The organism is Providencia sp. PROV269, assembly GCF_028477785.1.
In the GTDB taxonomy this organism is placed as follows: Bacteria; Pseudomonadota; Gammaproteobacteria; order Enterobacterales; family Enterobacteriaceae; genus Providencia; species Providencia rettgeri.
In genome coordinates, this window is record NZ_JAMPLV010000013.1 from 76,274 (window position 1) to 100,847 (window position 24,574).

The following is a 24,574-nucleotide window of genomic DNA, read 5'->3' on the forward strand; positions in this document are numbered from 1 at the left end:
TATGCCATAACGCTTAAAAACGGGTTTCTAATCCAATAGAAATTTCGTGCTGGTGGTAGGAGTAAATTCCATCTGCAGAACTGCGGTTATCACGAAAGCGGTAACTGGTATAAGGCGTAAATGTGAGCAATGAATAATTTGGAAAACTAAGACGCGCAAAATACATCGCTTCTCTATCATGGCGTTTAACATTCAACATTTGGTTGAAGGCCTTGAATTGGCTTTCTCGGTAAGTTGCAAGTGCCAGTAAATGAATATCGGGTGTTAGCACGTGATAAAAGCCGCCTCGGATACCCAATTGGTCATAATCATCGCTACGAACTTCTGTGGTGAGACGAGTCGCATCAGCCCCCAAAAAGAGGGAGGTATCTGGGGTAATACCATAGACACCGGTTAGATGTAGGCTACTTCGATTACCATTGGCACTGTCATACGGTTTTTGATAATGAAGTTGTTGGTAGTCAGCGGAGGTACTTAGGAGCACACGAGGTGAAAATTGGTAGTCAGCTTCAATTTTTCCCCCTATGCCTAAATAACGGCGCTTTTCATTGACCGTTTTTAACTCAACTAATGGGCCGAATGCGATAGTGGTGTTCGCATCATTAAAACGATATAAAGTTGCTAAAGAAGACGTGTTTTCACTGAATTCAGCATAGTGCGGATAGCGGTCACCATAAGATGTCCCCTTGATTTGCAGGGAATGATTGCCCGAGATAGGAATAATTTTACTCAGACTTGCATCATAGGTGAGTCCCGGTGATGATTTGGGGTTAGCCATTTTCCAGGTTCCCCCTGGCGTTTCCCAAACTTTATTTTTATCTGGAACTTGGTTGATATTACTGTTGTATTTATAGCCAAAGGAGAGACTGCCAGTCCAAGCGGTGCGGTTTTCGATAGCACTAATAAATTGCTGGATGGTTTGCTTCACATTCGTAGGTAATGCGAGTGTTTCATCGTTGATTAAATTTTGGAATAAAGCCAAAGACTCTTTATTTTGGTTATCTTCAAAATAAGCCCGGGCCAGTTCTAATTTTATGCGAAGAAACTTTGGCGACCGTGCCAATATTTGTTGGTAGTGGGCAATCGCTTCAGGGTAATGATTTTGCGATTTAGCAATTTCTGCTTTTGCAAATAAAATGAGTAGTGGATCCGCATCAGCGAGTTGTTGGTAGCGGGGTAATAAGCGCTGTACGTCTTCAAATTGCCTGTGGTTAATTGCCAGATAAATGGCTTGCCCGAGGTCTTGGGCATTATTCTCAAGGGCATAATTTTCCCCATTTAAGTTAATTGATAGGTCATCTGGGAGAAGCAATTGGTCTTTATTGGGGACTACTGCACTTTTATCACGATAGTTTTGTTTGTCTTTTTGCCATAACAATTGTTCTCGGTCAGTGTCCAAGCTGGCTGGAAATGCAGAGAATGCGGCTATAAGCATCATTATAGCAGGAGTTAATAACAGATATCGCATAGGATTAGCTTCGGTAATAAAAGGCAGTGGCCAACTGCCTGTCACGCTTTATGGTTGGCCACCAAGGTTGATTTACGGGTTACTGGGAAATATTCCCACGGCTTCCACCAAAGGCCATATCTTTGCTGTGATCTTCAAATTGAGTGACACCAGCAATATGCTTAGCTTGATCGCCAAAGAAGTGTCCATTTGTTGAGCCTGATTCACCATTAAGAGTGGCCGCCCCGGCGAAAGTGGCATTGTTTTTAATGGTGGCATCAATATTGGTTGCACCAATATTCCCTGCTAAGGATTTAGTACCAAAGTTGGCTGTCAGAGTCCCTGCGGTTAGTGCGCCTCCATTGTATTGGCTTATTCCTTTAACGGAGTATTCCGCTGTGCCAGCTGTAGGCATATTGGTGGTGACATCCTTGCCAGAATAGTAAGCGGTATGTGTGGTGTCACTAACTTGTCCTGTCGATGACCATTCACCAAAATAGACTTCTGCATCTGCAATTTTGGCAAAGTTAAAAACGCCCATTTTGTCATGCGAACCAGGTCCATTAGGCATGGAAATAACATGTGCTTCATTTCCTGCCTGTATTGGTGCCATTCGAGTTAAGCCTGAGAAAGAAATGGTTTTTCCACCATAAACAGATTGCACACCAATACCTGGGTCACCCGCAGCACCGCCATGACCACCACCGGTTCCTTCTGTTGCACCAACACGGACGGAAGGCTGATTAGCATCGAAAGGTTGGCTTTGGCCAGAACCGATTGCTGCAGAAGCACCAAAAGTTACTGTGCAGGTTGCGAGTGCTAGAGCGATAATATTTAACTTTTTCATCGAAATACTCCATTTTTATTAAAGATATTAACGATACTATTGATTAAGAAATTATTATTTCGCATATATATGACGAGTTGTATTAAATCAAATAATAATATAAATGCAAATGATAATTCTTCGCATTAACATTAAAATAATTATGGGTATCAATGAGATAGTGATATTGATCTTGCTGTTAGTGGTTGATATTACGATTTATTTTTGTAGTTAATTTGTTGGATTATCAATTTTAATGGTAATTATTTTTTGATAAAAAAGTTAAATTAGTCACATTTTAATGCGTTTGATTGAATGGATTACATTAAAAACATTAAAGTTGATGTTGTTTATTATTTCATCATCGTTCGTAGACAATGGTGGGGTAAATAAATCAAAAAAAAACAAATGCAAACAATGCGCATTATCATTACTGTTGTGGTAATTTTGTCTTTACGGTACACAGCTAGGTTTATAATCACTCAAAATATAAAGGAATAAAGATATGGCTCCATGGTTAATTTTTGGCGCGGGTGGAAAAGGTGTTGGTCGTCAAATTGCTCAGTTGGCAATTGCAAAGAAACGCCCTGTCATCGTTGTTGTGCGTAATAAGCAGTCTGCAGAGGCATTGGAGGCGGTAGGTGCGCAAGTCTTCATTGGTGATGCTTGTGATAGTGAAGTGGTTAAGGCTGCTTGTCATGCAGCAGGAACAACTGCCACGGTTATTTCAACCATGGGAGGGAGTCAAGATTATTTAGCTCACCGTACGGTGATTGATTGTGCAGAACAAGCTGGGATATCTCGTATGGTGTTAGTCACATCATTAGGTTGTGGGGATTCATGGCCTTATTTGTCTGCCCGGTCACGCGCTGCATTTGGTCAGGCTGTGAGAGAAAAATCCCTTGCGGAGTCATGGTTACAAACTAGCTCATTAGATTATGTGATTGTTCGCCCTGGTGGGTTATTACATGGTGAGCCAACGGGAAAAGCAGTTCTTCAACAAGAGGTTGAAGTTCATGGCTTAGTGATGCGTGCGGATGTTGCTGCGCATGTTTATCAGTTGGCTAAGCAAGGTGAATTGAAAAAACAAATTTATAGCGTAGTACAGCCGGGGTTGGTACCCGCTTAATAAAAACGAGGTTATTTGTGTAGCTTATCTGTTTTTTATTACAAATAGGGCTACCATTGGTCTCCACTGCGAAAGTCACAATATAGGGGTTGTGAAAAATCAATTAAATTGTTTTTTGACCACCCCATGACGCCACCTTCTTCATCGACAGAGTGGATATAATGGCTTTGATTGAGCTCATATAATGGCCCGTTCCATACCTGCCAGCCGACAGATTGATATACAGGGAAGCCCTGATCTGATGCAGAAAGCAGACCCAGTTGATAACAATCGGCAATAATTTGGTTGGTAGCCAGCATAAGCTGTTTGCCGATCCCTTGGCGACGGTAGTTTTCCCGTACCGCCATCGCTTCAACATAGCCAACCGTTATTGGAGTATTACCGATTGCCATATGACGTTGAATAATAGCAACGTGGCCAATAATTTGTTGTTGGTCATAAGCCAAGACGTGCATTCCCCCCAAAGCATGTTCAAAATCATCATGGGTAAAATCTTGCTCAAAGCTTTGAAATAGCATGAAATATAATGCCTCTCTATTCTCTGCTGAAAGTTGAGATGTGTGTTTGTTTTTATATTCTATTGTCATTTAGCACCATGGAATAATTGTAAAGAGGGCTGAAATAAAAAATCGTTAAGCTTGTAGGAGCAAAGTATATAGCATATCAAAATTGACTATGATGGTTTGAATGCGTTAGTGCTAAAAGCTATTTTGGTGTTTTTTAATAAAGCCATCGATATATTTTGTGGTATTACTCAAACGTTATTTTCATTAATGTAATATTAAGGTTATGAATATCGATTCTTTCAAAAATTTCGATTTTTATCACATGGTTATACTGAACAGACAAACTGAATTTTTTGCTTTATTGTGTGGTCGTTGCTCTTTTCAATAAGGATTGTTGAATGAAGAAAAAAACGACATCAACGATACATGATGCGGCTTTTAAAGGATTTATGACAAACATTGCAAATGCACGAGACTTCTTTGAAATTCATTTACCGGAACATATAAAATCATTATGTGATTTCAATACGTTATCGCTGACAAATTCCTCGTTTATTGATAAACAACTTCGCTCACGGTTATCGGATGTATTGTATTCAGTACGAACCTCTCAAGGGGAAGGTTATATTTATCTTTTAGTTGAACACCAATCAACCCCCGATAAACTTATGGCGTGGCGTTTAATGCATTATGCGTTTTTAGCGATGAATCAGCATATGCAGCAAGGAAATACAACATTACCCATTGTTGTGCCTATATTATTTTACCATGGGGGGCGTTCGCCTTATCCATATACACAACTTTGGACGGAGTGTTTTCCATTACCAGAGATTGCACATGAGTTATACACACAACCGTTTCCACTCGTAGATATTACCGTTATTGATGATAATGAACTCGTTAACCATCGAAAAATAGCAGTAATGGAATTAGCGATGAAACATAAATATCTTCGGGATGAATTCCAACAAGTACTCCCTCTATTGGCGAAGGCACTCAATAAACATTATAATAGTGATAACGACATCATAACTATCCTAAATTATTTGTTTATTGCCTTGGACTCCCATAATTTTGAACAAGTTATTCAAGTTTTAGGTGAACAAACAGAAAAGCATAAGGAGACAATCATGAATATTGCGCAACGATTGCAAGATAAAGGACGGCAAGAAGGGCGGCAAGAAGGGCGGCAAGAAGGGCGGCAAGAAGGGTTGCAAGAGGGATTTAAAAAAGGCAAAGAAGAGGCAAATATAGCAACTGCACGGAATCTTTTGGAGCAAGGAGTTAGTATCGAGATAATAATGAAAAGCACTGGGCTGAGCCGTGAAAAACTTATTTCTTTACAGTAACTCAGGTGTTATGACTCAGATTTAAAAGGGATATTATTTATCAATATCCCTTTATTTAATAATAGTTGAATAATATATAAATTATTTAAATGGCATCTACTAGGTTTGCTTATCCCATTGAACTAGTGCTAACGACAGTTGACTCAAAGCGGCATAAAAACCAAACTCATCATACCGTTGGCAATTTTGGCTAAATATTGGTAGCCATTGCAGTAAAAGTGACAAGGTTTTTAGGCGCAATTGCCTTACTTTTTCTTGGTCCAAATGGGCTTCATTTAATGAAAAATGTAAGTGACTTAATAGCTCTAAAAAAATTGAAATATGATCAGAAGGCTCTCTAAATGCCTCATTAGTTTCCATTCCAGCCTCGGCTAATAAGTACTTAATTTGTTCATTACCTTGCTCACAGTTTGGATAAACTGAGGCGTAAGGTAAAGCTGATTGCTTATCAGACATTAAAAATAAGCTACAGAAGTCGGCGGCTAATTCGAGTTGTGCATCATTTCGCATTATTAGCGCTTGGACTTTTGTTTTAACTGCTTGAATTGGCAAAGTTAGAACGGGTTCCTGCTCGACAGTCGTAAACCAATCCATCATCTCGCTAGATTGAAGTTGCACTAATGTTGCACTATCTAGTTCACGTGAGAACAATTGTGCTAGCCATGCATAAATACACGCTATTTGTTCTGGTGCAAAAGTGCTTTGTTTTGTCATTTATTCACCTGTGATGCAGGAACATATTCACACTGAGCAACCATTTCAATTGGCCCATCGAATGCATTCACGTTATCCACTTGTCCTGTATATTTTTCTATCTCTACTAAGGTTGTATGTGCACTGGTGGCTTGCGCTAATTGAGAGGTTCCAATATCAAGCGTCAATACGTTTGGGTTTCCGTATTTGCACAGCGCATTGATTTCTCCGCCCTTAGTCGGGTCATACCAAGCTCCCTCATGGATACGGGCAACGCCTTTTGTGTATAGGTCTGAAACCACGGCTCCCGCTAACACTTGCCCTCGGTCGTTGAAAACGCGAACGATATCACCATTTTGTATACCCCTAGCTTTCGCATCTTGAGGACTAATAAAGACCGGTTCTTTGCCACTAACGGAATAATATTGACGTAATACAGGGGACTCGCACAGTTGTGAGTGTAAGCGAAAATCGGGATGTGCAGATTGCAAATGTAATGGCCATTTTTTTGAACCTGGACCACCATGAGAGCGTTCTGCTTTTTCGAACCACATTGGGTGGCCTTGGCAATCATCATATTGCATGTCGGCAATAGTTTTTGAGTAAATTTCAATTAAACCACTCGGTGTTCCTAATGGTTCTAAGTCGGGATCTTCTCTAAATGCTTGATGACGAACAAACATTTGTGGATGCTCAAATTCTACATAACCGTCTTTTTCCCAGAAGACATCGAAGGAGGGTAGATGAATACCACGGCCTTTCCCCTGCTGGCTGCCTTCTTGCCAAATACGTTTTAGCCAGCCCATTTCGTCCAAACCTTCAGTAAAGGCTTCTTCACGACCAAAACGGCGGCATAGGTCGCGTAAAATATCGAAGTCATTGCGTGACTCAAATTGCGGTTCAACGAGTTGTTTCATTGCAATAATGCCACGATTTGAATGGTTACCGTATTGGTCAAGGTCATTACGTTCAAATTGCGTGGTTGCCGGTAATACGATATCGGCAAAGCGGCAAGTGGATGTCCATTGATTATCGATAGAAACAACCGTTTCAAGCTTGCGCCAACCTTCAATAATACGGTTAATTTGTTGGTGGCGGTGGAATGGATTGGTTCCGGCAAATACGCACATTTTTAGTGGCGGTAATTTAACCGCTTTACCGTTCCAGTTGATTGTTTTTCCGGGCTCTAAAATCGCATCAATAAAACGAGCAATAGGAATGGTGCTGCTGTAGCCTTTGTAGTCATTGTTATCATGAATGGGGGGCACTTTAGTTGAGCCAGAAAAACCACTTAAAATAATTCCCTGACGGCTAGGGGTTCCTGCTCCATTGTAGTGCCAACCGAAGCCAAATCCTCCACCCGGTAAGCCAATTTGACCTAACATCGCAGCTAAAACAACAATCATCCATGACCATTGTTCACCATGTTGCATGCGTTGAACGCACCAACCTGCAATGATTTGGGTGCGATCTGCTGCCATTTGGCGAGCTAAAGCTTGGATTGTATCGGCATCAATACCACAAATTTCAGCTGCCCATTGTGCATCTTTGGGTTGCCCATCCGTTTTTCCCATTAAGTAGGGAACAAATTGCTCGAAACCGACACAATATTCTTTTAAGAAGGTTTTATCATGTAAGTCTTCAATGTAAAGCGTGTGGGCGATGGCTAATTGTAATGGTACATCCGCTTGCGGGTTAATCGCAATATGTTGAACATTGGCACGCCCAAGGTAATCATGCGTTGAGGTGATTATAGGGTCAATACTGATGACTTTTATCTCACCGTTAGCGGCTTTTTCTTTCAATTGTTCATAATATTCATAAACGTCATGATCAGGGCACCACCAGTTAGCTTGTTGATTTTTAATCAGGTCAGAGCCCCACAACACAATGGTTTTACTATTTTTGAGGACTAACGGCCAAGAGGTTTGTTGTTCATAAACCTCCATCGACCCAACAACTCGAGGTAAAATTACTTGTGCAGCCCCTGTTGAGTAATCTCCGCCAGTACTGACACTATTGCCATGCAGCGCAATGGCGCGAGCTAACATACCTGAAGCGTTGTGAAGCATCCCTGTCGATTGCCAACCATTTGCAGTGAGTAATCCACTTGGTCCATAGGTTGTTTGAACACGTTCTAATTCTTGATAGAACAAATCAAGGGCTTCATCCCAAGAAACACGTACGAAGCGGTTATCACCTCGTTGTGAGGTATCACTTAAATGGCGTTTACGTAGCCAATCAACACGTACCATTGGATAACGAATACGGGCAGTACCATGAACATGGTCAGGTAACCCTGCAATCATTTTGGATGGAAATTTATCGTGTTCAAAGGGCTTGGCTTCGATAAAGCGACCATCAACCACAGTAGCGCGGATTGCACCCCAGTGCGACCCAGTCAGAATGCCTTCTTGTACCACCGCAGTTTGTTCACCAGCCGTTGCAGCGCTAGCCTTACGTGGTGTTAAGAGGGAAGGGCCTAACATACCCGCAACAGTGAGCCCGCCAAGCTGGAACAAAAAGCGTCGACGAGAAGCTTGAAAAGTTGGATTATTTTTCATTCTGTACTCCGTTATCACCGTGTGAAGATCCTGCGGTATCAGATGCATTCATTTGTAAGTATTTCAGTAAGGTACGCTCTTCTCGCTTATCTAAACTGGTAAAGCCAATCATACCGTTTAATGTGCCTATCCAACCGTTAGCATCAAAGTGAGCAATATCTGGCGCGCCATGGCATTGATTACAGGAGCCGTTATATAAAGAGTCTGCATAAGCCCATATCGGTTTGATATCATTGACCATATCGCCTTGCTGCATCCAGGCGGTCGCTTGCAATTTGCTCCATGAGGTATCTGTTGCAGCGACGACGGTACTCTCTAAATTTTTCACATTTTCTTGAACATCACCGCGTATAGAAGCAACGAAAATTCGTTTACCAGGGAATTCGGATAGGACTCGTTGGCGGCCATCAGTTTCTGTCCACCCAGTGATTTCAACTTGTAGCCAATCGCCATCACGTTTTAGGACTTTCACCTCTGAGGCAGGAAGTAACGAACCAGCAGGGTCTTTATCCCCTTTATTTGCATAAATAGGTTTAATATCAAGTGAATACAGAATATCTGAATCACTATTTGCCTTCGCGCGCAGCTCATCGAATTGTTTACGAAAACCGCTGCTCATATCAGGTAATTGGTGGGCAATTCCTTTGTGGCAGTCAATGCAGGATTGATTCTCTTTCGCAGCGATTTGCATCTGGCGAGCCGCTTCTGGATTTTGCTTGGCGTGATCCATCGAGTCGTAATCATGACAAGAGCGGCAAGTGGCCGAATTGTTCTCTTTCATGCGAGCCCATTCACGTTCTGCAAGTTCGGCGCGTTTGGCTTCAAATTTTTCAGGGGTATCTATCGAATGAGCAATAAATGTTTGATAAATATCATTGCTTGCTTCGAGTTTCCGTTTAATCATGCCTGGAAGGTCGGAGGGAATATGGCAGTCATGGCATTCTGCACGTACCCCAGAGGCATTTTGGAAATGCACGGATTGCTTATATTCTTCGTAAACGGGTTCCATGCTATGGCAACTGACACAAAACTCGGTGGTGCTAGTCACTTTCATCCCAACATGGGGTACAACGATTAACGCAACACCCACTGCAATCCCGACAACGATTAACGTAAGCATTGACCAACGAGCACTTGGTTTTCGCAACGCTCTCCAGAGTTTCCGCATAATAGCCCCTGTAATTATATGGTTTAATACAGGCGATCTTATTGAGTTAATATGAATAGCGGTACTAGTCAGGATGAACAGCTTACGGCAAGATATGGGTAAATATGAACAGATATGAACAGAAGAGAGTATATCAATGACATCACATCATATTGTGGTTGTTGAAGACGAACCCGTTACTCAGGCGCGTTTACAGGCTTACTTTGAGCAAGAAGGATATCGTGTTTCTGTTACGGGGAATGGTGCAGGTTTACGCGAAATTATGGATCAGCAAGTAGTTGACTTGATTCTGTTGGATATTAATTTACCGGATGAAAATGGGTTAATGTTAACAAGGGCGCTACGTGAGCGTTTTACAGTAGGAATTATTTTAGTCACAGGCCGTTGTGACCAAATTGACCGTATTGTGGGTTTAGAAATGGGAGCAGATGATTACGTTACTAAACCTTTGGAACTCAGGGAGCTCGTTGTTCGTGTCAAAAATTTACTTTGGCGAATTGATCTTGCTAAACCATCACAAACCCAGGTTGTTTCTCAAGATAATTGCTATCAGTTCGCTGGCTATTGCCTAAATGTTTCGATGCATACGCTCGAATTTAAGCATCAAGCAATCAAACTCACTCGTGCTGAATATGAAATGCTAGTGGCTTTTGTGACAAACCCACGGGAGATTCTAACCCGAGAACGTCTTTTACGTATGTTATCAGCCCGTCGAGTTGATCACCCTGATTTACGCACGGTAGATGTACTTATTCGCCGTTTACGCCACAAGATTAATGCTGATTTATTAGTGACTCAGCATGGTGAAGGTTATTTTTTAGCCGCCGATGTATACTGATATACGGGCCTAAATCCTCCTGGAGATAATGAATTACGTAAGTGTTCACTATCTGCATTTTGTTGAGTAAGCACTAAAATTGGCGGGCTTATATTGTTTGGAACTGGCTGCTTTTGTAATACTTTGATGGCTTGTTCAATGACTAGCTCACCTTGCCAAACCATTTGGTCGCTAGCTGCCATAATTATTCGGCCTCTTTTTAAGCCGCGATAGACTTGATGTGATAAGTAAAAAGAAACAATATTCAATGGTTTTGTTAAGTTACGGCCTTCACCCATTGCGGCTTCAGCGGCGATAGCTGTGCCAACGACGACATCAATATCTGGGTTACGCTCTAGCATTTCATGTAATAAATTGCGTTGAACTTCAATGTCGTTATCCCCTTGTGCAACATCCACAATTTGTACATGGCTACCCGCAATAGCCTCTCTGAATCCTTGTTCCATTTCAAGGCTACCGCCAGCATTTAATGGCCCAGGCATAAGTAACACTTTCAATGGCTTACCTTGGCTCCATTGCACTAAATAGCGTCCCGGCTGATAGCCCATTTGAAACCAAGGTACACCCACGCGGGTTTTAACTGTTTTATCGTGTGTCGCGTTGATGACTTCAATGACAGGCGTATTTCCTACCAGTTGGCTCAGGTTTGGAAAGGCTGTAGTGCTACTGCCCAGTAAAATGGCATCTGCTCCCCACTGTTGGCATTGCGTAATTTGCTTTTGCTGAGTGGCTAGCTGGTTATATCCGCCAGCTTCTAATACATTTAGGTCAATACTATAGCTTTTGGCTGCTTTTTGCATACCATAATTAATTGATAACCAATAAGAATCTTTTAAGCTAGGATAAAGCGCACACAATTTCCATGTTTTTGTAGCGGTAATGGGATTATGTGGTTGGGAGGTAAAGTGTAGTGTATCACGCCACTGAATGAGTGAACTATTCTGCGCCATTGCTAGGCTCAGTAATGAGTAAAATGTGAACAGTAGTAAAATCAATACACGCATGATAGCCTCACAAACCAGAAACCTTTATCCTAAATGCTTTCTTGCAGTTAACTCAACCATTTTAATTTTTAGGCTAACTAAACCGTGAATTTATCACTAACTAGACGATTGTGGATGGGCTTTGCGCTGATGGCAGTATTGACCTTTATCAGCACCCTTGTGGGGTGGTACAACTTACGTTTTGTTAGCCAAGTTGAACAGGCCAATACCGAGGCTTTGATTCCAACCATGAATATGGCAAGGCAATTGAGTGAAGCAAGTGCTTGGGAGCTATTTTCTGCGCAGAATCTCACCAATGCAGATAGCGAAAGTATTTGGTTAGCGCAAGGACGGATGTTAACGGCACAAAGCCTTAAAATCACTAATTTGCTGAAAACATTACGAGAACAAGGCTTCAACACACAAGATATAGAACAACAAGAAAAAGAAATCGCTCAATCATTAAGCCAACAAGGTGAATTAGTTGGCCAGCGGTTAAAACTGCGCACTGAGCAACAACAGTTAAGGCAACATATCATCGCTGCGGCGGGTGATATCGCCCAAAAAGCGCATGGCCAAGCCAATAATGCAGCGACCTCCGCTGGTGCAACGCAGGTGAGTATTTATGACCTAATCGAGCGAAAACAAGGGGAACAAGCACAGCAAGCCCTTGATCAACTTATTGATATTGATCTTGAATATGCTAGCCAAATGAATGAGCTGCGATTAAGCGCTATGCGCGTACAGCAAATGGTACTTAATTTAGGTTCAAACCAACCCAATCGTAATATGGCAGAATTAGAAAATCAGCTGAATTCTGCAGTCAAAATCTTACAACGTCGGCAAAAATATATTGAAGACCCTGCCGTGAGAAGCCAGGTAGAAAATGCCTTAAATAGCGTTAAGCGTTATACCGAGTTAATTACGTTGTATCGCCAAGATAACGACATCACAACTCGTTTACAGATTTTATCGCAAAATAATATTGACCAATTTGCACGTTTTAGTAGTGAAGTAGCTCAATTAGTTGACATCATTGAACTTCGTAACCAAACCGCATTGGGGCAACTTAAACAAGCCAGTGAACGGGGGCAAAATTGGTTGTTAGCATTAAGTATTGTTTCATTACTCTCATTGATTTTGATCCTTTGGCGAGTGGTTTACCGCTTAGTGACAAAGCCGTTGGCACAGCAAACCCAAGCGCTTCAGCGCTTGCTTGAGGGCGATATTGACTCTGCATTTCCTGAAACCGCAGGCGTGAAAGAGCTTGATACGATTGGCCGTTTAATGGATGCATTTCGTGCGAGTGTCCATGCTTTAAATAATCAGCGTGAACAACTAGCGGACCAAGTCAAAGTGAGAACGGCAGAACTGCGGGTGATGGTTGTTGAGCACCGCAAAGCTCGCGCTGAAGCAGAAAAAGCCAATCAGGCAAAATCGGCATTTTTGGCGGCAATGAGCCATGAAATTCGCACGCCACTTTATGGAATTTTGGGGACAGCGCAATTGCTATTAGAAAATAAAGCGCTTAATCAATATCATGATGATTTATATGCAATTACGGATTCAGGTGAATCCTTATTGGCTATTTTAAATGACATTTTGGATTACTCTGCTATTGAAGCTGGGGGACAAAATGTTTCTATCAATGAGGAACCTTTCGAGCCCAAGCCATTATTGGAAAGTACCTTGTATTTAATGAATGCCAGTAATAAAAATCATGCCATTCAGTTAGTTGCTGATATTGCAGATGATTTACCTACTGCCTTACAAGGGGACCCGCTCCGGATCCGGCAAATTATCACGAATTTACTCAGTAATGCACTACGTTTCACTCAGCAGGGGCGGATTACTTTGCGTAGTTGCCGTTATGGCAAATATTGGTTTATTGAAGTGGAAGACACCGGGTGTGGCATTGATAACTCGCGATTTACTGATATTTTTAAGCCATTTGTGCAAGTCGATAGCCAGCGGGGTGGAACAGGGCTTGGGCTGACAATTAGTGCAAGTTTAGCACAAGCGATGGCCGGTGAATTGACGGTTAGTAGCCAGTTAGGGAGTGGAAGCTGTTTTCGTTTAACATTACCGTTATCTATCGCCTCGCATCCAGTTAGTAAATCGGCGGATCTACCATCAGACATGCGAGGCGTACATTTATTACTCATAGAAGACAACCCATTGACTCAGAAAATAAGTGGAGAAATGTTAACTCGAAGTGGGGCACAGGTAACCACTGTTGGTTCTGCGGCAGAAGCATTAGCTGCTTTACAAACTGGGCAACAATTTACGGCAGCGTTGGTGGATTTTGGTTTACCTGATATCGATGGGATCACCTTGGCTAAACAAATAGCGAAAGCCTACCCCGCATTGGTTTTGATTGGTTTTAGTGCTCATGTGATTGATGAAACATTGCACCAACGGACGAGTCAAGTTTTTCGCGGTATCATTCAAAAACCAGTACCAAGAGATAGGTTAAACCAGTTGATCGTTAAATATATTTCAGGCGGTGAGTATACGTTGTCCGATTCTAGTGTTCAGGAAAAATTTGTAGATTTGCAACAGCTTATTAGTGATGCTGAATTAATGGGGCTCTCAAAAATTCGTGAATGGGTGAGTATTTTTAAACAGCATTCCCTGCCGCTAATCGACCAAATTGATATTGCACGAGCAGAAAATAACACAGAACAAATAAAACGCCTTGCTCACCAGTTAAAAAGCAGTTGTGCTAGTTTAGGAATGCAAAGTGCAGTACAAAGCTGTGCATTATTAGAGCAGCAGCCAATGGCGGATACTCAACTGAAAAATGATATACAGCAAGGCTTACAGGCTATTGAGCAATGGTTGAATAGAGCGCATTGATTCTTCAAATAGCCAGTAAGGTTCATTTAGCTGCTTTTTATCTGTTGAAGACCATGTTCAGGGCTAAGATTTAGCGCGCAACACGCAGGCCACCGCTCACACCTTGTGGGCTCCACAGTATTTGCCATAATTGGATATCTCGTGCTCTAAATGCACCAGCGCAAGCATTTAAATAATAAGAAAACATGCGTTTGAAACGAGTCGTATAATTATGCTCGAGTTCTGGCCAAGCGGCTTGAAAACGGGAATACCATGCCATGAGAGTATGGTCATAATCAGCACCAAAATTATGCCAATCCTCCATGACCAGTTTGCCTTCGCTGGCTTCGCCAATATTTTGCACAGAAGGTAGGCAGCCGTTTGGAAAAATATATTTATTAGTCCATGGGTCAACATTCACTTTATTTTGATTAGAACCAATGGTGTGAAGTAAAAACAAACCGTTAGCTTTTAGGTTGCGTTGAATAACATCAAAGTAAGTCGAATAATTTTTAGGGCCGACATGCTCAAACATACCTACAGAGACAATACGGTCAAATTGGTCGTTAAGATTCCGATAATCTTCTAATTTAATATCAACATCTAAGCCTGCACAGCGAGCTTGAGCATATTTTTGTTGCTCAGCGGAAATAGTGACACCCGTAACAGAAACCCCAAAGTTTTTTGCTGCATAGGCAGCGAGTCCCCCCCAGCCACAGCCGATATCAAGTAATCGCATACCGGGTTTTAATTGCAGTTTTTCGCAGATTAAATTTAATTTTTGTTCTTGCGCGAGAGGAAGGTTTTCAGGAACCGTTTCTAAACCTTTCCAGTAGCCACAAGAATATTGCATATAAGGGTCGAGCATCAGGGAAAACAAGTCATTTCCGAGGTCGTAATGTTCTTTTCCAACAATACGAGCACGTTTTAGGGTTTGTAAATTGCGAACACGTGCGACAGCAATTTTCAGTGTATCACTGAAATTGTGAGGTATTTTTTTATCGAGTTTATGGCGTAAGACATATTGGAAAAATATATCTAAACGCTCGCAATCCCACCAACCATCCATATAGCTTTCACCTAATCCTATTGAGCCGTGTTGTAGCACTCGTTTAAAGAAATGGGGGTTGTGTACCTGGATATCGAAAGGGCGGGAGCCATTAATTTTAATGCCAGCTTCACTCAATAATTCAGTAGCAATGCGTTGCCAGGAGTCGATAGTGGTTTTTTGGTTAACGACTTGTTCAGTACTCATCTGATCTCCAATTTTTATCAAAGTGGGATTCAGAGAACTTTATTTGTGACGTATTCGTGGTACAGCAAAACAGGAATATTGACCACCGCTGCACGACAGTCAGTGTATTAGCGTTATTGTTGCTATAAATAAAGCTCAAATCCAGTTTCAGATAACTCTATAAAAAATATAAAACGTTCACATTGAATTTCAATAGAAATTGCACTTAATACTTAGAAATGGCACTTATAACCAAAAAAAGAGTTCTTATAAGACAATTATTTGCTCATCAAAGCTTTTCAAGCTCTTCAATGAGTATTGGAATAAGTCTAGTATATAGAAATGACATTTGTGTGAAAAAAAACGTTATTTGTTGCTTTTTATCTGATTAAGATTGGTTTTTTGGGCTGATTTTATTGAAATTAATGATGAGGCGTAGAGCAAATGGCTCACCTATGATTATAGAGAGCCATTTAGGAATAAAAATTCAATGATTAGATTTTTGGAGAATATCCATAATGGATTGCTTCTGTTTGTTCTAAATGAATTTGGGTTACTGCGGGTTGGGTATTAGCGATAACTTGGCCATCGCGAACAGAATAACGAACAGGGACTTGACGACGCACGGCATCAAAGCCATTTTCTGCAGGTAAAATTAATAAACTAGCTCGGTTTCCTTCACTCACACCATAATCTTGCAAGTTCAATGTACGTGCGCTGTATTCACTAATCAGTTTCAGCCCATCATTGATTTGCTGGTAACCCATTAATTGGCAGACATGTAACCCCATATGCAGTACTTGCAACATATTGGCTGTACCTAATGGGTACCATGGGTCAAATACATCGTCGTGACCAAAGCACACATTAATATCCGCGGCTAGCATCTCTTTCACTCGCGTAATTCCACGGCGTTTTGGATAAGTATCAAAGCGGCCTTGTAAGTGAATATTTACTAGTGGGTTAGCGACAAAGTTAATTCCAGACATTTTTAGTAGGCGAAATAAACGGGAAGTATAAGCGCCATTGTATGAATGCATTGCGGTGGTATGGCTTGCCGTGACGCGAGAACCCATCCCTTGTGCATGTGCTAACGCTGCGACTGTTTCAACAAAACGGGATTGCTCATCATCGATTTCATCACAGTGGACATCAATCAAGCGGTCATATTTTTGTGCTAAAGCAAATGTTTTATGGAGTGATTCCACGCCATACTCACGAGTAAATTCAAAATGTGGAATGGCACCAACGACGTCGGCTCCTAGGCGTAACGCTTCTTCTAACAGGGCTTCGCCATTTGGATAAGACAAAATACCTTCTTGTGGAAAAGCCACAATTTGCACATCAACCCAAGGTGCGATTTCTTGTTTTACCTCTAACATCGCTTTCAGTGCGGTTAATGTCGGATCTGACACATCCACATGAGTACGAACATGTTGAATACCATTGGCAATTTGCCATTTAAGGGTTTGCCACGCTCGATTTTTAACATCATCGTGGGTGAGCATCGCTTTACGCTCTGCCCAACGTTCGATGCCTTCAAAGAGTGTTCCTGACTGGTTCCAGCTTGGTTGCCCCGCGGTTTGAGTGGTATCCAAGTGAATGTGTGGCTCAACGAAGGGAGCCGTAACTAATCCACCTTCACCGTCTAAGCTGTCTGGTAATACTTCACCTTGAGGTTGTGGAAGAATGGCTTGAATTTTTTGATTGTCAATATCAATACGCCACAGGCCATCACGCTCAGGTAAACGGACATTATGGATATGTTTGATAGTTTGGTTAAGCACGGGTCATCTCCGAATCAGTAGTATGGCGGCGATTTAATAATGGGTTAAGGATAGCGTAACATAATGCACCGCCCAACACGGCATTGACAGGAACAATACCTGATAACCAGTTACCTGCGATAACCCCAGCGGCAACGGCGATTAATGCACTGATGTTGACATCACGCATTTTACTGCGATCAAAGGTTTCGTAGCGGTGGCGGTACATGAGGTAGTCGGCGATGATAATTCCGCCAATAGGGGGAATAGCCGCAGATAAGAAAGTTAGCCAGCCAACAAAATTATTATATAACCACAGCGCACATAGCGTTCCAACCAGTCCATTGACAATGGATAAGGTTTTGCTGGATAAGCCGGTGATATTGGCAAACCCTAAACCTGACGCATATAGGGCGTTATCGTTAGTTGTCCAAATATTTAAACCCAAAACGATAATTGCGGGTAATAGTAAACCTTGGGCAATCATCACATCTGAGATATCTGCCATACCTAATGATGCCGCACCAGCAGCTCCAAAGATAAACATCAATGAATTACCAAGGAAAAAAGCAATAATGGCGACAAGCACCGCAATCTTAGGTTTTCGTCCGAAACGCACAAAATCAGCTGTTAATGTTCCAGCACTCACAAAAGACCCCACTACCATGGCTAAGGCAAGGTTAAAATCGATAGGTTTTGCGGGGACGACTGCCTGCAATGCACTCATTCCACCCATGTCAGTGATAGCAAGGTAGACGGAATAACTGCCGAGTATCGCAATGGCAGGAACTGCAACGATTGACAGTATAGTTAGAGCAGAAATACCGAAAAAAACCGTAACGGTCATTAAGACCCCTGAAATACCAATCAACCAGTTGATATCCCAACCCGTGGCTTTACCAACAGGAATGGCAAACATCGCAACACCGACACCAAACCAGCCGACTTGTGTGCCACCTAATAGGAAAGAGGGGAGCCATGAGCCTTTAATACCAAAGGAATAACGAGCAAGAAGGTGGGTAGTTAAGCCTGTTTTAGAACCAATAAAACCAAGAAATGCGGTGTAGATACCAAGAAGAAGATTACCGATAAGAACTGCGAGGAAGAAATCATGAAAATCAAGACCGGTACCGAGAGCGCCTCCGGTCCACATACTGGCGGAAAAGAACGTTAAACCTAGCATCACAAAGGTTAATGCTAGTCCGCCTTTCCGCGCGGATATGGGCACGGGGCCATGGCTATAATTTTTATCGTCAGGCACGATTGTCTCCAGTTATTTTTCTCAGGCCAAAAAAATCCGACGCATTTTATAGCCATCAAAATAAAAAGCAAACGTTTTCGTTGATGGTTTAAAAGAATTAATGTGTCCAGAAATAATTTAATTTATGGAATTAAAAATAGGAAAAATAAATAATTGAGGGTTTAAATTACCTTATTTTTCAGTAATTCAATGCATTCTTGTGCACCACGTTTAAGCGCATGACCTTGCAAACATACCACATGAATAGGCAGTTTGAAGCCATTTGGAGTATTTTTAAACTCAAGGGGTTTTAGTGAACCATCGTGTAATTTATCTTTAATCAGTGATAAAGGAAAATTTCCCCATCCCATACCACTTTCGACTAAACCGAGAGCTAAAGAAAAACTGTCTGTTTTCCAATAATTACTAGAAACTAGAATGCGTATATCACTCAATTCACGTTGACGACTTGCAATAATTATTTGGCGGCTTTCAACAAGGTCTTCGATATAGAGTGACGTTTTATTTTGCAAAGAGGGATGTTTAGCCGAAATGGTGGCAATAATTGATTCTTCGCCAATGTAATGAAATTGCTCTTGGGAATTAACATTTAAACCGCCAAAGACAATCGCGAGATGAATTTGTTTTTCATGTAGTAACGGTAAAAGATCATCTTGAGGTGCGGTAATCAGCTCAATATGCAGTAAAGGGTAACGCTGGCTTAAAATATGTAGAGCGTCAAAGAGTAAATTGGCATTAATACCTGCCGCAATACCAATAGTCAGCGTGCTTTCAACGCCTTGAGTCAATTCTAAAGAAAACGTATTGAGCTGCGATAAGTTAGCGACAATATGTCGTGCATAGGGGGCTAATGAAAGCGCTTTTTCAGTGGGTTTAGGCTCCCGAGAGTGTCTATCAAATAGTTCAAATCCAAGTTCAGCTTCTAGATTAGCGACTGCCATACTGACTGCAGATGGCACGCGTTTTAATGCCCTAGCCGCTGCAGAAAATGAGCCTTTATCTAACACGGTGAGAAAAATCGTTAGGTTATCGCTATTAAATGGCATGATTGACCTTTCAATAAAATTGATAGAAGCTGACTTTTATTATCATTGAATAATATTTATTTTACCACCTTGTTGATAATGATATTTTTGGAGGTGGGAAAATGCAGGGGATTAAACGTAAAATTGTTTTTGTAACGGCTTATGAGGTTATTGGCTGGTTAATTTCAGCGTTGGCATTGGCTTTTCTTTCCGGTAATTCAGCGGAAACAACAGGCCCATTAGCTTTAGTCATAACGACTATTGCAGTGAGCTGGAACTTTATTTTCAATACTGCATTTGAATATTGGGAATCAAAACAAAAATCACGCATTAGAACCTTTAGGCGCCGGTTTGTACACGCTATATTATTTCAATTAACGTTAGTGATTTTTTTAATTCCTTTAATTGCATGGTGGTTATCAATTAGTCTTTTACAGGCGTTAATACTCGACTTCGCCTTAATTATTTTTATCCCAATTTATACTTTCTTTTTTAATTGGGCCTTTGATAAGATTTTTGGATTGCCTAAATCTGCCTTACCGCAAGAGAATAACGCCACATCATAAAAAAGTAAGAAAATTATCGTGTTTCCTTGCGTACTAACATTGTGCAGAAGGAAACACGAATCACACCGATTATTTTAATAACCTAGCCTTAACGGATTTCCCTTTAATTTTCCCCTGCTGTAAATGCTTGCGAGCATGTTCGGCAACCTCACGTTTGAGTGCCACATAGGCATGGGTAGGGTGGATCACAATCTTGCCAATATCGTCGCCATTGAGGCCAACTTCTCCGGTCAAGGCACCTAAAATGTCGCCGGGGCGTATTTTGGCTTTTTTACCGCCATCAAGGCATAAGGTCACCATCGTCGCTTCTAATGGAGTGACTCGTAAACCTGTTGGTTCGGCTTGCCAATTAAGCTTCATGTTTAACATTTCTTCTAGAGCATTGGCCCGCTGGGCTTCTTCTGGTGCACATAAACTAATTGCTAAACCGCTTTCACCGGCGCGTGCAGTTCGGCCGATGCGGTGAACATGCACTTCAGGATCCCATGATAATTCATAGTTAATCACCATTTCGAGGGCTTTAATATCTAACCCGCGGGATGCGACATCCGTAGCCACTAATACACGGCTACTTCCATTAGCAAAACGCACAAGAGTTTGGTCACGCTCACGCTGTTCCATATCACCATGAAGCACTAGGACACTTTGTTTGCTTGCAGTTAAGGCATCATAAACAGCTTGGCAATCTTTTTTAGTATTACAGAAAACGACGCAAGAAGCGGGCTGTTCACGGCTCAAGAGCTTTTGTAATAATGTAATTTTTTCGTGACGCGCAACTTCATAAAATTGCTGCTCAACCGCGGGAAGTTCATCAACACTATTGATTTCAATGGTTTGTGGATTATTTTGAATTTGCTGGCTAATTCGTGCAATTTCATCTGGCCAAGTAGCTGAAAATAATAATGTTTGCCTATTAATTGGTGCGTAGTCAATGATGGTTTCAATATCTGGCATAAAGCCCATATCGAGCATTCGGTCTGCTTCGTCTAAAACCAATGTTTGCAAGGCATCAAGTTGTACTGTTTCACGATTTAGATGATCAAGTAAGCGCCCCGGTGTAGCAACAATGATATGTGCTGCATGAGCAAGGGAGTCGCGTTGTACGCTAAAAGGTACACCACCGCAGAGTGTTAAAATTTTGATATTAGGGATAGCGCGAGCTAAACGGCGCAATTCATTGGCGACTTGATCTGCCAGTTCGCGAGTTGGGCATAAAACTAATGACTGAGTTTTAAATAACTTGGCATCAATATGTTGTAATAAGCCCAGACCAAAAGCAGCAGTTTTGCCGCTGCCAGTTTTAGCTTGTGCTCGAACGTCTTTACCAGCAAGGATCGGAGGAAGAGCGGCAGCTTGGATCTGCGTCATGTTTAGGTAGCCTAACTCTTGCAAGTTAGCGAGTTGTTCCGCAGAAAGCGCATTTAGGTCAGCAAATGAAGTCACAATACAATCTCAAATAGAATAAAAGGCATAATGGGGCTAATAATACTATTCCTACCTTACTCTGTCTGTTTTTAATTCGTTATTAATGTAGAACCTGGTTATCACTGATATAGTTCAAAATTAAATCAACAGGAAGTGATGAAATGGAAAATTTACAACAGCGGTTGATAACACAAGACGAGAAAAACACCTTTTTACTCTATTTTGTATCAACAACCCTTAGCACCACTAAAAAGCGGTGCTAAGAAGAGTGGATTATTCAATATTGATATTTTAGATAGGACCTAAATTTGTCATTACTGCATATATGAGAGCGACAATAGAAATGGCTATCCATGTGAAGACTAATGGCCAAATAAATCTCACCCATTGTGTATAAGGAATTTTTGCCGTTGCAAGTACAGCCATTAAAATTCCTGATGTTGGGTTAATACAGTTAACAACACCTTCTCCAAGTAATACAGTTTGCACCGTCGTTTGGCGAGTAATTTCTAATAAATCTCCCATTGGCGTGAAAATAGGTACAAGCACTGCCGCTTCACCAGAACCAGATGAAATAAAGAAGTGCATAATTGCTGCGGTTGCGAACATGGAAAGGGCAGATAAAGTCTTCGGTAAACCGTCCATCATTGAAATAATGGCATTAACGATGGTATCCAGAATCATGCCATCAGATAATACGATAGCAATCGCACGAGCCATACCAACGATAAACGCGCCGCCTACCATTCCTGCACAACCTTTTAAGAAACCAGTAGCAATGGTATTAGGCGACATACGGTTTAAAATACCCACGCCAACGCCTAAAATGATAAACATTGCCATCATCTCTTTTTCTCCCCAGCCCCACTCAACGGCACCGAAAATAAATCCGATTAAGCAGAATGCGCTATAGGAAAGGGTGATGACATGCAAAGCTGAAATTTTAGAGGTTTGGTGTTCGTCAGTATTAATTTCAATATCAGGTCGAACCATACCTTTGTTACGGCATTTTTTGGTATAAATCGTTAAAAATAAAATACCCGCGATAACAAATGCAATATAAATTGCCATTCTAAAACCGAGACCGGATAACAACGGGACGTCGGCTAAACCTTGAGATAGGCCAACTGTCATTGGTGCCATGATTGAGGCGTTAAAGCCCGAATAAGCCGCGACATAGACTAAAGCGGCACCAAATTTATCGTCCATTCCCACGGATTTAGCAACTAAAAGACCGATAGGAACAAATGCAATAATTGAGTTAACGACAATTCCTGTTGTTCCTAAAATAGAAAAAACGACAAAGAATATACTGATTAGTAAAAAGTCATTAAGCCTTTTACTGCGCGAGATATTATTGAGTACTTTTTTGATAGCCCCAGTTTCTTCAAGAAGATGTAAAGCACCTCCAGTGAAAATAATCAAAAAGATAATAGGAGCTGCTTTGATTAGACCATCGGCAATTGAGGTGAAAATTTGTCCTGGCAAAATGCCATGTTGTTCAGGTAAGCGTTCATAACTACCGGGAATGGTGTAAGAACTAGATACTTTTGTTTCTATACCATCTTTTACCATGGTGATGACTTTTGTTTCTGATGCATATTGCCCCGCGGGAACGATCCACGTCGCAATGCCTGCCAATACTAAGATAAAAAACAAAAGCACATAAGGATTTAAGCCTTCAGAACGTTTTTTAGGTGGTGTTGTTGTGTTTGTTGACATCGTTGTCATAGAGTTTCCTATTGGATTATTTTTTATTGTGTAATGCGTTGTAATACATTGAAAAATAGTTGAGCACGCTCTGTGAGCGACGGTATTTCTAAATATTCTTTATCACTGTGCTGGTAACCACCAATCGGGCCTAACCCATCTACAGTGGCAGTTCCGACACCCGCAGTAAAAGAGGCATCAGAGCCACCGCCAGTAGAAACATCGAGTAAATCAATATTTAGTTGTGCAGCTTCTTCTTTAATGATGTTGATAAGAACGGTGCTTTCATCCGTTTTAGCCATAGGTGGGCGATTAATTCCGCCGGTTAAGGTGAGTTTGATACCGTCTAATATTGGTGTACTACACACTTCCCTGACTTTTTTATCGATTTCAATACCTTGTTCTTCAGACGAGATACGAACATCGATTTCTGCTCTGGCATTCGGTGCGACAGTATTAACGGAGGTTCCGCCAGAAATTAAACCAACGTTAACGGATAGGCCTTTATCATGAGCTGAGAGTGCGTGTAGGCTTTGAATTTTATATGATAGTTCCTGAATTGCACTAATACCTGCTTCAGGTGCGATACCTGAATGTGAGGCTTTCCCTTCAATATTTAACACATAAGTCCCAACACCACGGCGAGCACTCACTATCGCGCCATTGGCACGCGCAGGTTCCATCACAAGTGCGTAGCGTTTTCCTAAAGCACATTGTTCAATGACACCGCGAGATGAAATAGAACCAATTTCTTCGTCACAATTGAGGAGAATCTCAATATTTTTATAGCGAATGTCTTGATTATCATAAAGTTGTTTCATGACTTGATATACCATGACATGACTGCCTTTCATATCAATCACGCCAGGGCCATAAGCGCGGTCACCTTCAATGCTAAAAGGACGTTCAGTAACGGTACCTTTAGGAAAAACGGTATCTAAATGCAATAAAATTAATATATCAGCCTTTGTTGATGGGTGATAAATTCGATAATTATTACCGAGTGATTCATTTTCAATGATTTCGACTTCGAACCCCATTTCGCGATATTTTTCACACCAGACAGCAGCGTGGTTATCTACACCTTCTTTGTCATAAGAACCTGATTCAATATTGACTACTTGTTTAAGTAGCGCAAGCATACTGGCTTCATGCACTGAAAAGTTATTATTCATAATTGTTTCCTTATATTGTCTCTACTACAAAATTAAGTTGTTTTTATTGTGGTAAATTTAATTTTAGGTAA

Annotated in this window: 19 protein-coding genes; 5 read left to right on the forward strand and 14 right to left on the reverse strand. The window is 41.3% G+C overall.

The window, feature by feature from the left end:
- Positions 1 to 13: 13 nt before the first annotated feature.
- Positions 14 to 1,468: a porin family protein gene (locus tag PR683_RS15255; RefSeq protein ID WP_238563236.1), complete on the reverse strand. Its 1,455-nt coding sequence runs from the start codon at positions 1,466 to 1,468 to the stop codon at positions 14 to 16.
- 79 nt (positions 1,469 to 1,547) lie between these two features.
- Complete coding sequence (locus PR683_RS15260) at positions 1,548 to 2,294, reverse strand: Slam-dependent surface lipoprotein (protein WP_004913462.1); 747 nt, start codon at positions 2,292 to 2,294, stop codon at positions 1,548 to 1,550.
- A 484-nt stretch (positions 2,295 to 2,778) separates the two neighbouring features.
- On the opposite strand from PR683_RS15260, the gene PR683_RS15265 reads away from it, so the two are divergent.
- Complete coding sequence (locus PR683_RS15265) at positions 2,779 to 3,402, forward strand: SDR family oxidoreductase (RefSeq protein WP_109912738.1); 624 nt, start codon at positions 2,779 to 2,781, stop codon at positions 3,400 to 3,402.
- Positions 3,403 to 3,452: 50 nt separating this feature from the next.
- Here PR683_RS15265 and PR683_RS15270 read toward each other — a convergent pair whose 3' ends face one another.
- Positions 3,453 to 3,989, reverse strand: a complete 537-nt coding sequence (locus PR683_RS15270; RefSeq protein WP_042851643.1) for a GNAT family N-acetyltransferase — start codon at positions 3,987 to 3,989, stop codon at positions 3,453 to 3,455.
- A gap of 317 nt (positions 3,990 to 4,306) precedes the next feature.
- Here PR683_RS15270 and PR683_RS15275 point away from each other — a divergent pair, with 317 nt between their 5' ends.
- Complete coding sequence (locus PR683_RS15275) at positions 4,307 to 5,257, forward strand: Rpn family recombination-promoting nuclease/putative transposase (RefSeq protein ID WP_109912737.1); 951 nt, start codon at positions 4,307 to 4,309, stop codon at positions 5,255 to 5,257.
- A 99-nt stretch (positions 5,258 to 5,356) separates the two neighbouring features.
- On the opposite strand, the gene torD is transcribed toward PR683_RS15275, so the two are convergent.
- From torD to torC, 3 genes are read right to left on the reverse strand one after another with little or no spacing between them, the layout of a single operon-like run.
- Positions 5,357 to 5,971 carry a molecular chaperone TorD gene (torD, locus tag PR683_RS15280; protein ID WP_109912736.1) on the reverse strand — a complete coding sequence of 205 codons (615 nt, stop codon included), beginning with the start codon at positions 5,969 to 5,971 and terminating at the stop codon, positions 5,357 to 5,359.
- The gene (gene torA, locus PR683_RS15285; RefSeq protein WP_109912735.1) at positions 5,968 to 8,514 is read right to left on the reverse strand and encodes a trimethylamine-N-oxide reductase TorA; all 2,547 of its coding nucleotides are present in this window, start codon (positions 8,512 to 8,514) and stop codon (positions 5,968 to 5,970) included. The genes torD and torA overlap by 4 nt, the downstream gene beginning before the upstream one ends.
- Positions 8,504 to 9,682: a pentaheme c-type cytochrome TorC gene (gene torC, locus PR683_RS15290; RefSeq protein ID WP_036958495.1), complete on the reverse strand. Its 1,179-nt coding sequence runs from the start codon at positions 9,680 to 9,682 to the stop codon at positions 8,504 to 8,506. The genes torA and torC overlap by 11 nt, the downstream gene beginning before the upstream one ends.
- A gap of 136 nt (positions 9,683 to 9,818) precedes the next feature.
- Here torC and torR point away from each other — a divergent pair, with 136 nt between their 5' ends.
- Positions 9,819 to 10,520 (forward strand): two-component system response regulator TorR, encoded by a 702-nt coding sequence (gene torR / locus PR683_RS15295; protein ID WP_004913440.1) that lies wholly within the window; start codon positions 9,819 to 9,821, stop codon positions 10,518 to 10,520.
- Here torR and torT read toward each other — a convergent pair.
- Positions 10,493 to 11,515: a TMAO reductase system periplasmic protein TorT gene (gene torT / locus PR683_RS15300; protein WP_371021352.1), complete on the reverse strand. Its 1,023-nt coding sequence runs from the start codon at positions 11,513 to 11,515 to the stop codon at positions 10,493 to 10,495. The two genes, torR and torT, sit on opposite strands and share 28 nt — an antisense overlap.
- A 93-nt stretch (positions 11,516 to 11,608) precedes the next feature.
- Between torT and torS the strand changes: the two genes are divergently transcribed.
- Positions 11,609 to 14,362 carry a TMAO reductase system sensor histidine kinase/response regulator TorS gene (torS, locus tag PR683_RS15305; RefSeq protein WP_272571673.1) on the forward strand — a complete coding sequence of 918 codons (2,754 nt, stop codon included), beginning with the start codon at positions 11,609 to 11,611 and terminating at the stop codon, positions 14,360 to 14,362.
- A gap of 70 nt (positions 14,363 to 14,432) precedes the next feature.
- Here the strand turns inward: torS and cfa are convergent, their stop codons facing one another.
- From cfa to PR683_RS15325, 4 genes are all read right to left on the reverse strand, one after another.
- Entirely contained in the window at positions 14,433 to 15,596 is a 1,164-nt protein-coding gene (gene cfa / locus PR683_RS15310; protein WP_272581881.1) for a cyclopropane fatty acyl phospholipid synthase, read from the reverse strand.
- 473 nt (positions 15,597 to 16,069) lie between these two features.
- The gene (locus PR683_RS15315; protein WP_004913433.1) at positions 16,070 to 17,362 is read right to left on the reverse strand and encodes a cytosine deaminase; all 1,293 of its coding nucleotides are present in this window, start codon (positions 17,360 to 17,362) and stop codon (positions 16,070 to 16,072) included.
- A complete protein-coding gene (gene codB, locus PR683_RS15320) occupies positions 17,355 to 18,602 on the reverse strand; it encodes a cytosine permease (RefSeq protein ID WP_272571674.1) in 1,248 nt (415 codons plus the stop codon). The genes PR683_RS15315 and codB overlap by 8 nt, the downstream gene beginning before the upstream one ends.
- A gap of 161 nt (positions 18,603 to 18,763) precedes the next feature.
- A complete protein-coding gene (locus PR683_RS15325) occupies positions 18,764 to 19,648 on the reverse strand; it encodes a LysR family transcriptional regulator (RefSeq protein WP_109912730.1) in 885 nt (294 codons plus the stop codon).
- 101 nt (positions 19,649 to 19,749) lie between these two features.
- Between PR683_RS15325 and PR683_RS15330 the strand changes: the two genes are divergently transcribed.
- Positions 19,750 to 20,193: a PACE efflux transporter gene (locus PR683_RS15330; protein ID WP_004262335.1), complete on the forward strand. Its 444-nt coding sequence runs from the start codon at positions 19,750 to 19,752 to the stop codon at positions 20,191 to 20,193.
- A 69-nt stretch (positions 20,194 to 20,262) separates the two neighbouring features.
- Here PR683_RS15330 and dbpA read toward each other — a convergent pair whose 3' ends face one another.
- The 3 genes from dbpA to PR683_RS15345 form a co-directional block, all read right to left on the reverse strand.
- Positions 20,263 to 21,636, reverse strand: coding sequence for an ATP-dependent RNA helicase DbpA (gene dbpA, locus PR683_RS15335; protein ID WP_110732119.1), 1,374 nt, complete (start codon positions 21,634 to 21,636; stop codon positions 20,263 to 20,265).
- Positions 21,637 to 21,909: 273 nt separating this feature from the next.
- Positions 21,910 to 23,349, reverse strand: a complete 1,440-nt coding sequence (locus tag PR683_RS15340) for a YfcC family protein (protein ID WP_004913421.1) — start codon at positions 23,347 to 23,349, stop codon at positions 21,910 to 21,912.
- 23 nt (positions 23,350 to 23,372) lie between these two features.
- A complete protein-coding gene (locus PR683_RS15345; protein WP_004913419.1) occupies positions 23,373 to 24,503 on the reverse strand; it encodes a M20 family metallopeptidase in 1,131 nt (376 codons plus the stop codon).
- Positions 24,504 to 24,574 lie beyond the last annotated feature (71 nt).

Excerpts from the sequence above, each read along its gene's own strand:
- PR683_RS15255 (WP_238563236.1), bottom strand. The coding sequence starts at position 1,468 with ATGCGATATCTGTTATTAACTCCTGCTATAATGATGCTTATAGCCGCA.
- PR683_RS15260 (WP_004913462.1), bottom strand. The coding sequence starts at position 2,294 with ATGAAAAAGTTAAATATTATCGCTCTAGCACTCGCAACCTGCACAGTA.
- PR683_RS15265 (WP_109912738.1), top strand. The coding sequence starts at position 2,779 with ATGGCTCCATGGTTAATTTTTGGCGCGGGTGGAAAAGGTGTTGGTCGT.
- PR683_RS15270 (WP_042851643.1), bottom strand. The coding sequence starts at position 3,989 with ATGACAATAGAATATAAAAACAAACACACATCTCAACTTTCAGCAGAG.
- PR683_RS15275 (WP_109912737.1), top strand. The coding sequence starts at position 4,307 with ATGAAGAAAAAAACGACATCAACGATACATGATGCGGCTTTTAAAGGA.
- torD (WP_109912736.1), bottom strand. The coding sequence starts at position 5,971 with ATGACAAAACAAAGCACTTTTGCACCAGAACAAATAGCGTGTATTTAT.
- torA (WP_109912735.1), bottom strand. The coding sequence starts at position 8,514 with ATGAAAAATAATCCAACTTTTCAAGCTTCTCGTCGACGCTTTTTGTTC.
- torC (WP_036958495.1), bottom strand. The coding sequence starts at position 9,682 with ATGCGGAAACTCTGGAGAGCGTTGCGAAAACCAAGTGCTCGTTGGTCA.
- torR (WP_004913440.1), top strand. The coding sequence starts at position 9,819 with ATGACATCACATCATATTGTGGTTGTTGAAGACGAACCCGTTACTCAG.
- cfa (WP_272581881.1), bottom strand. The coding sequence starts at position 15,596 with ATGAGTACTGAACAAGTCGTTAACCAAAAAACCACTATCGACTCCTGG.
- PR683_RS15325 (WP_109912730.1), bottom strand. The coding sequence starts at position 19,648 with ATGCCATTTAATAGCGATAACCTAACGATTTTTCTCACCGTGTTAGAT.
- PR683_RS15330 (WP_004262335.1), top strand. The coding sequence starts at position 19,750 with ATGCAGGGGATTAAACGTAAAATTGTTTTTGTAACGGCTTATGAGGTT.
- PR683_RS15340 (WP_004913421.1), bottom strand. The coding sequence starts at position 23,349 with ATGACAACGATGTCAACAAACACAACAACACCACCTAAAAAACGTTCT.
- PR683_RS15345 (WP_004913419.1), bottom strand. The coding sequence starts at position 24,503 with ATGAATAATAACTTTTCAGTGCATGAAGCCAGTATGCTTGCGCTACTT.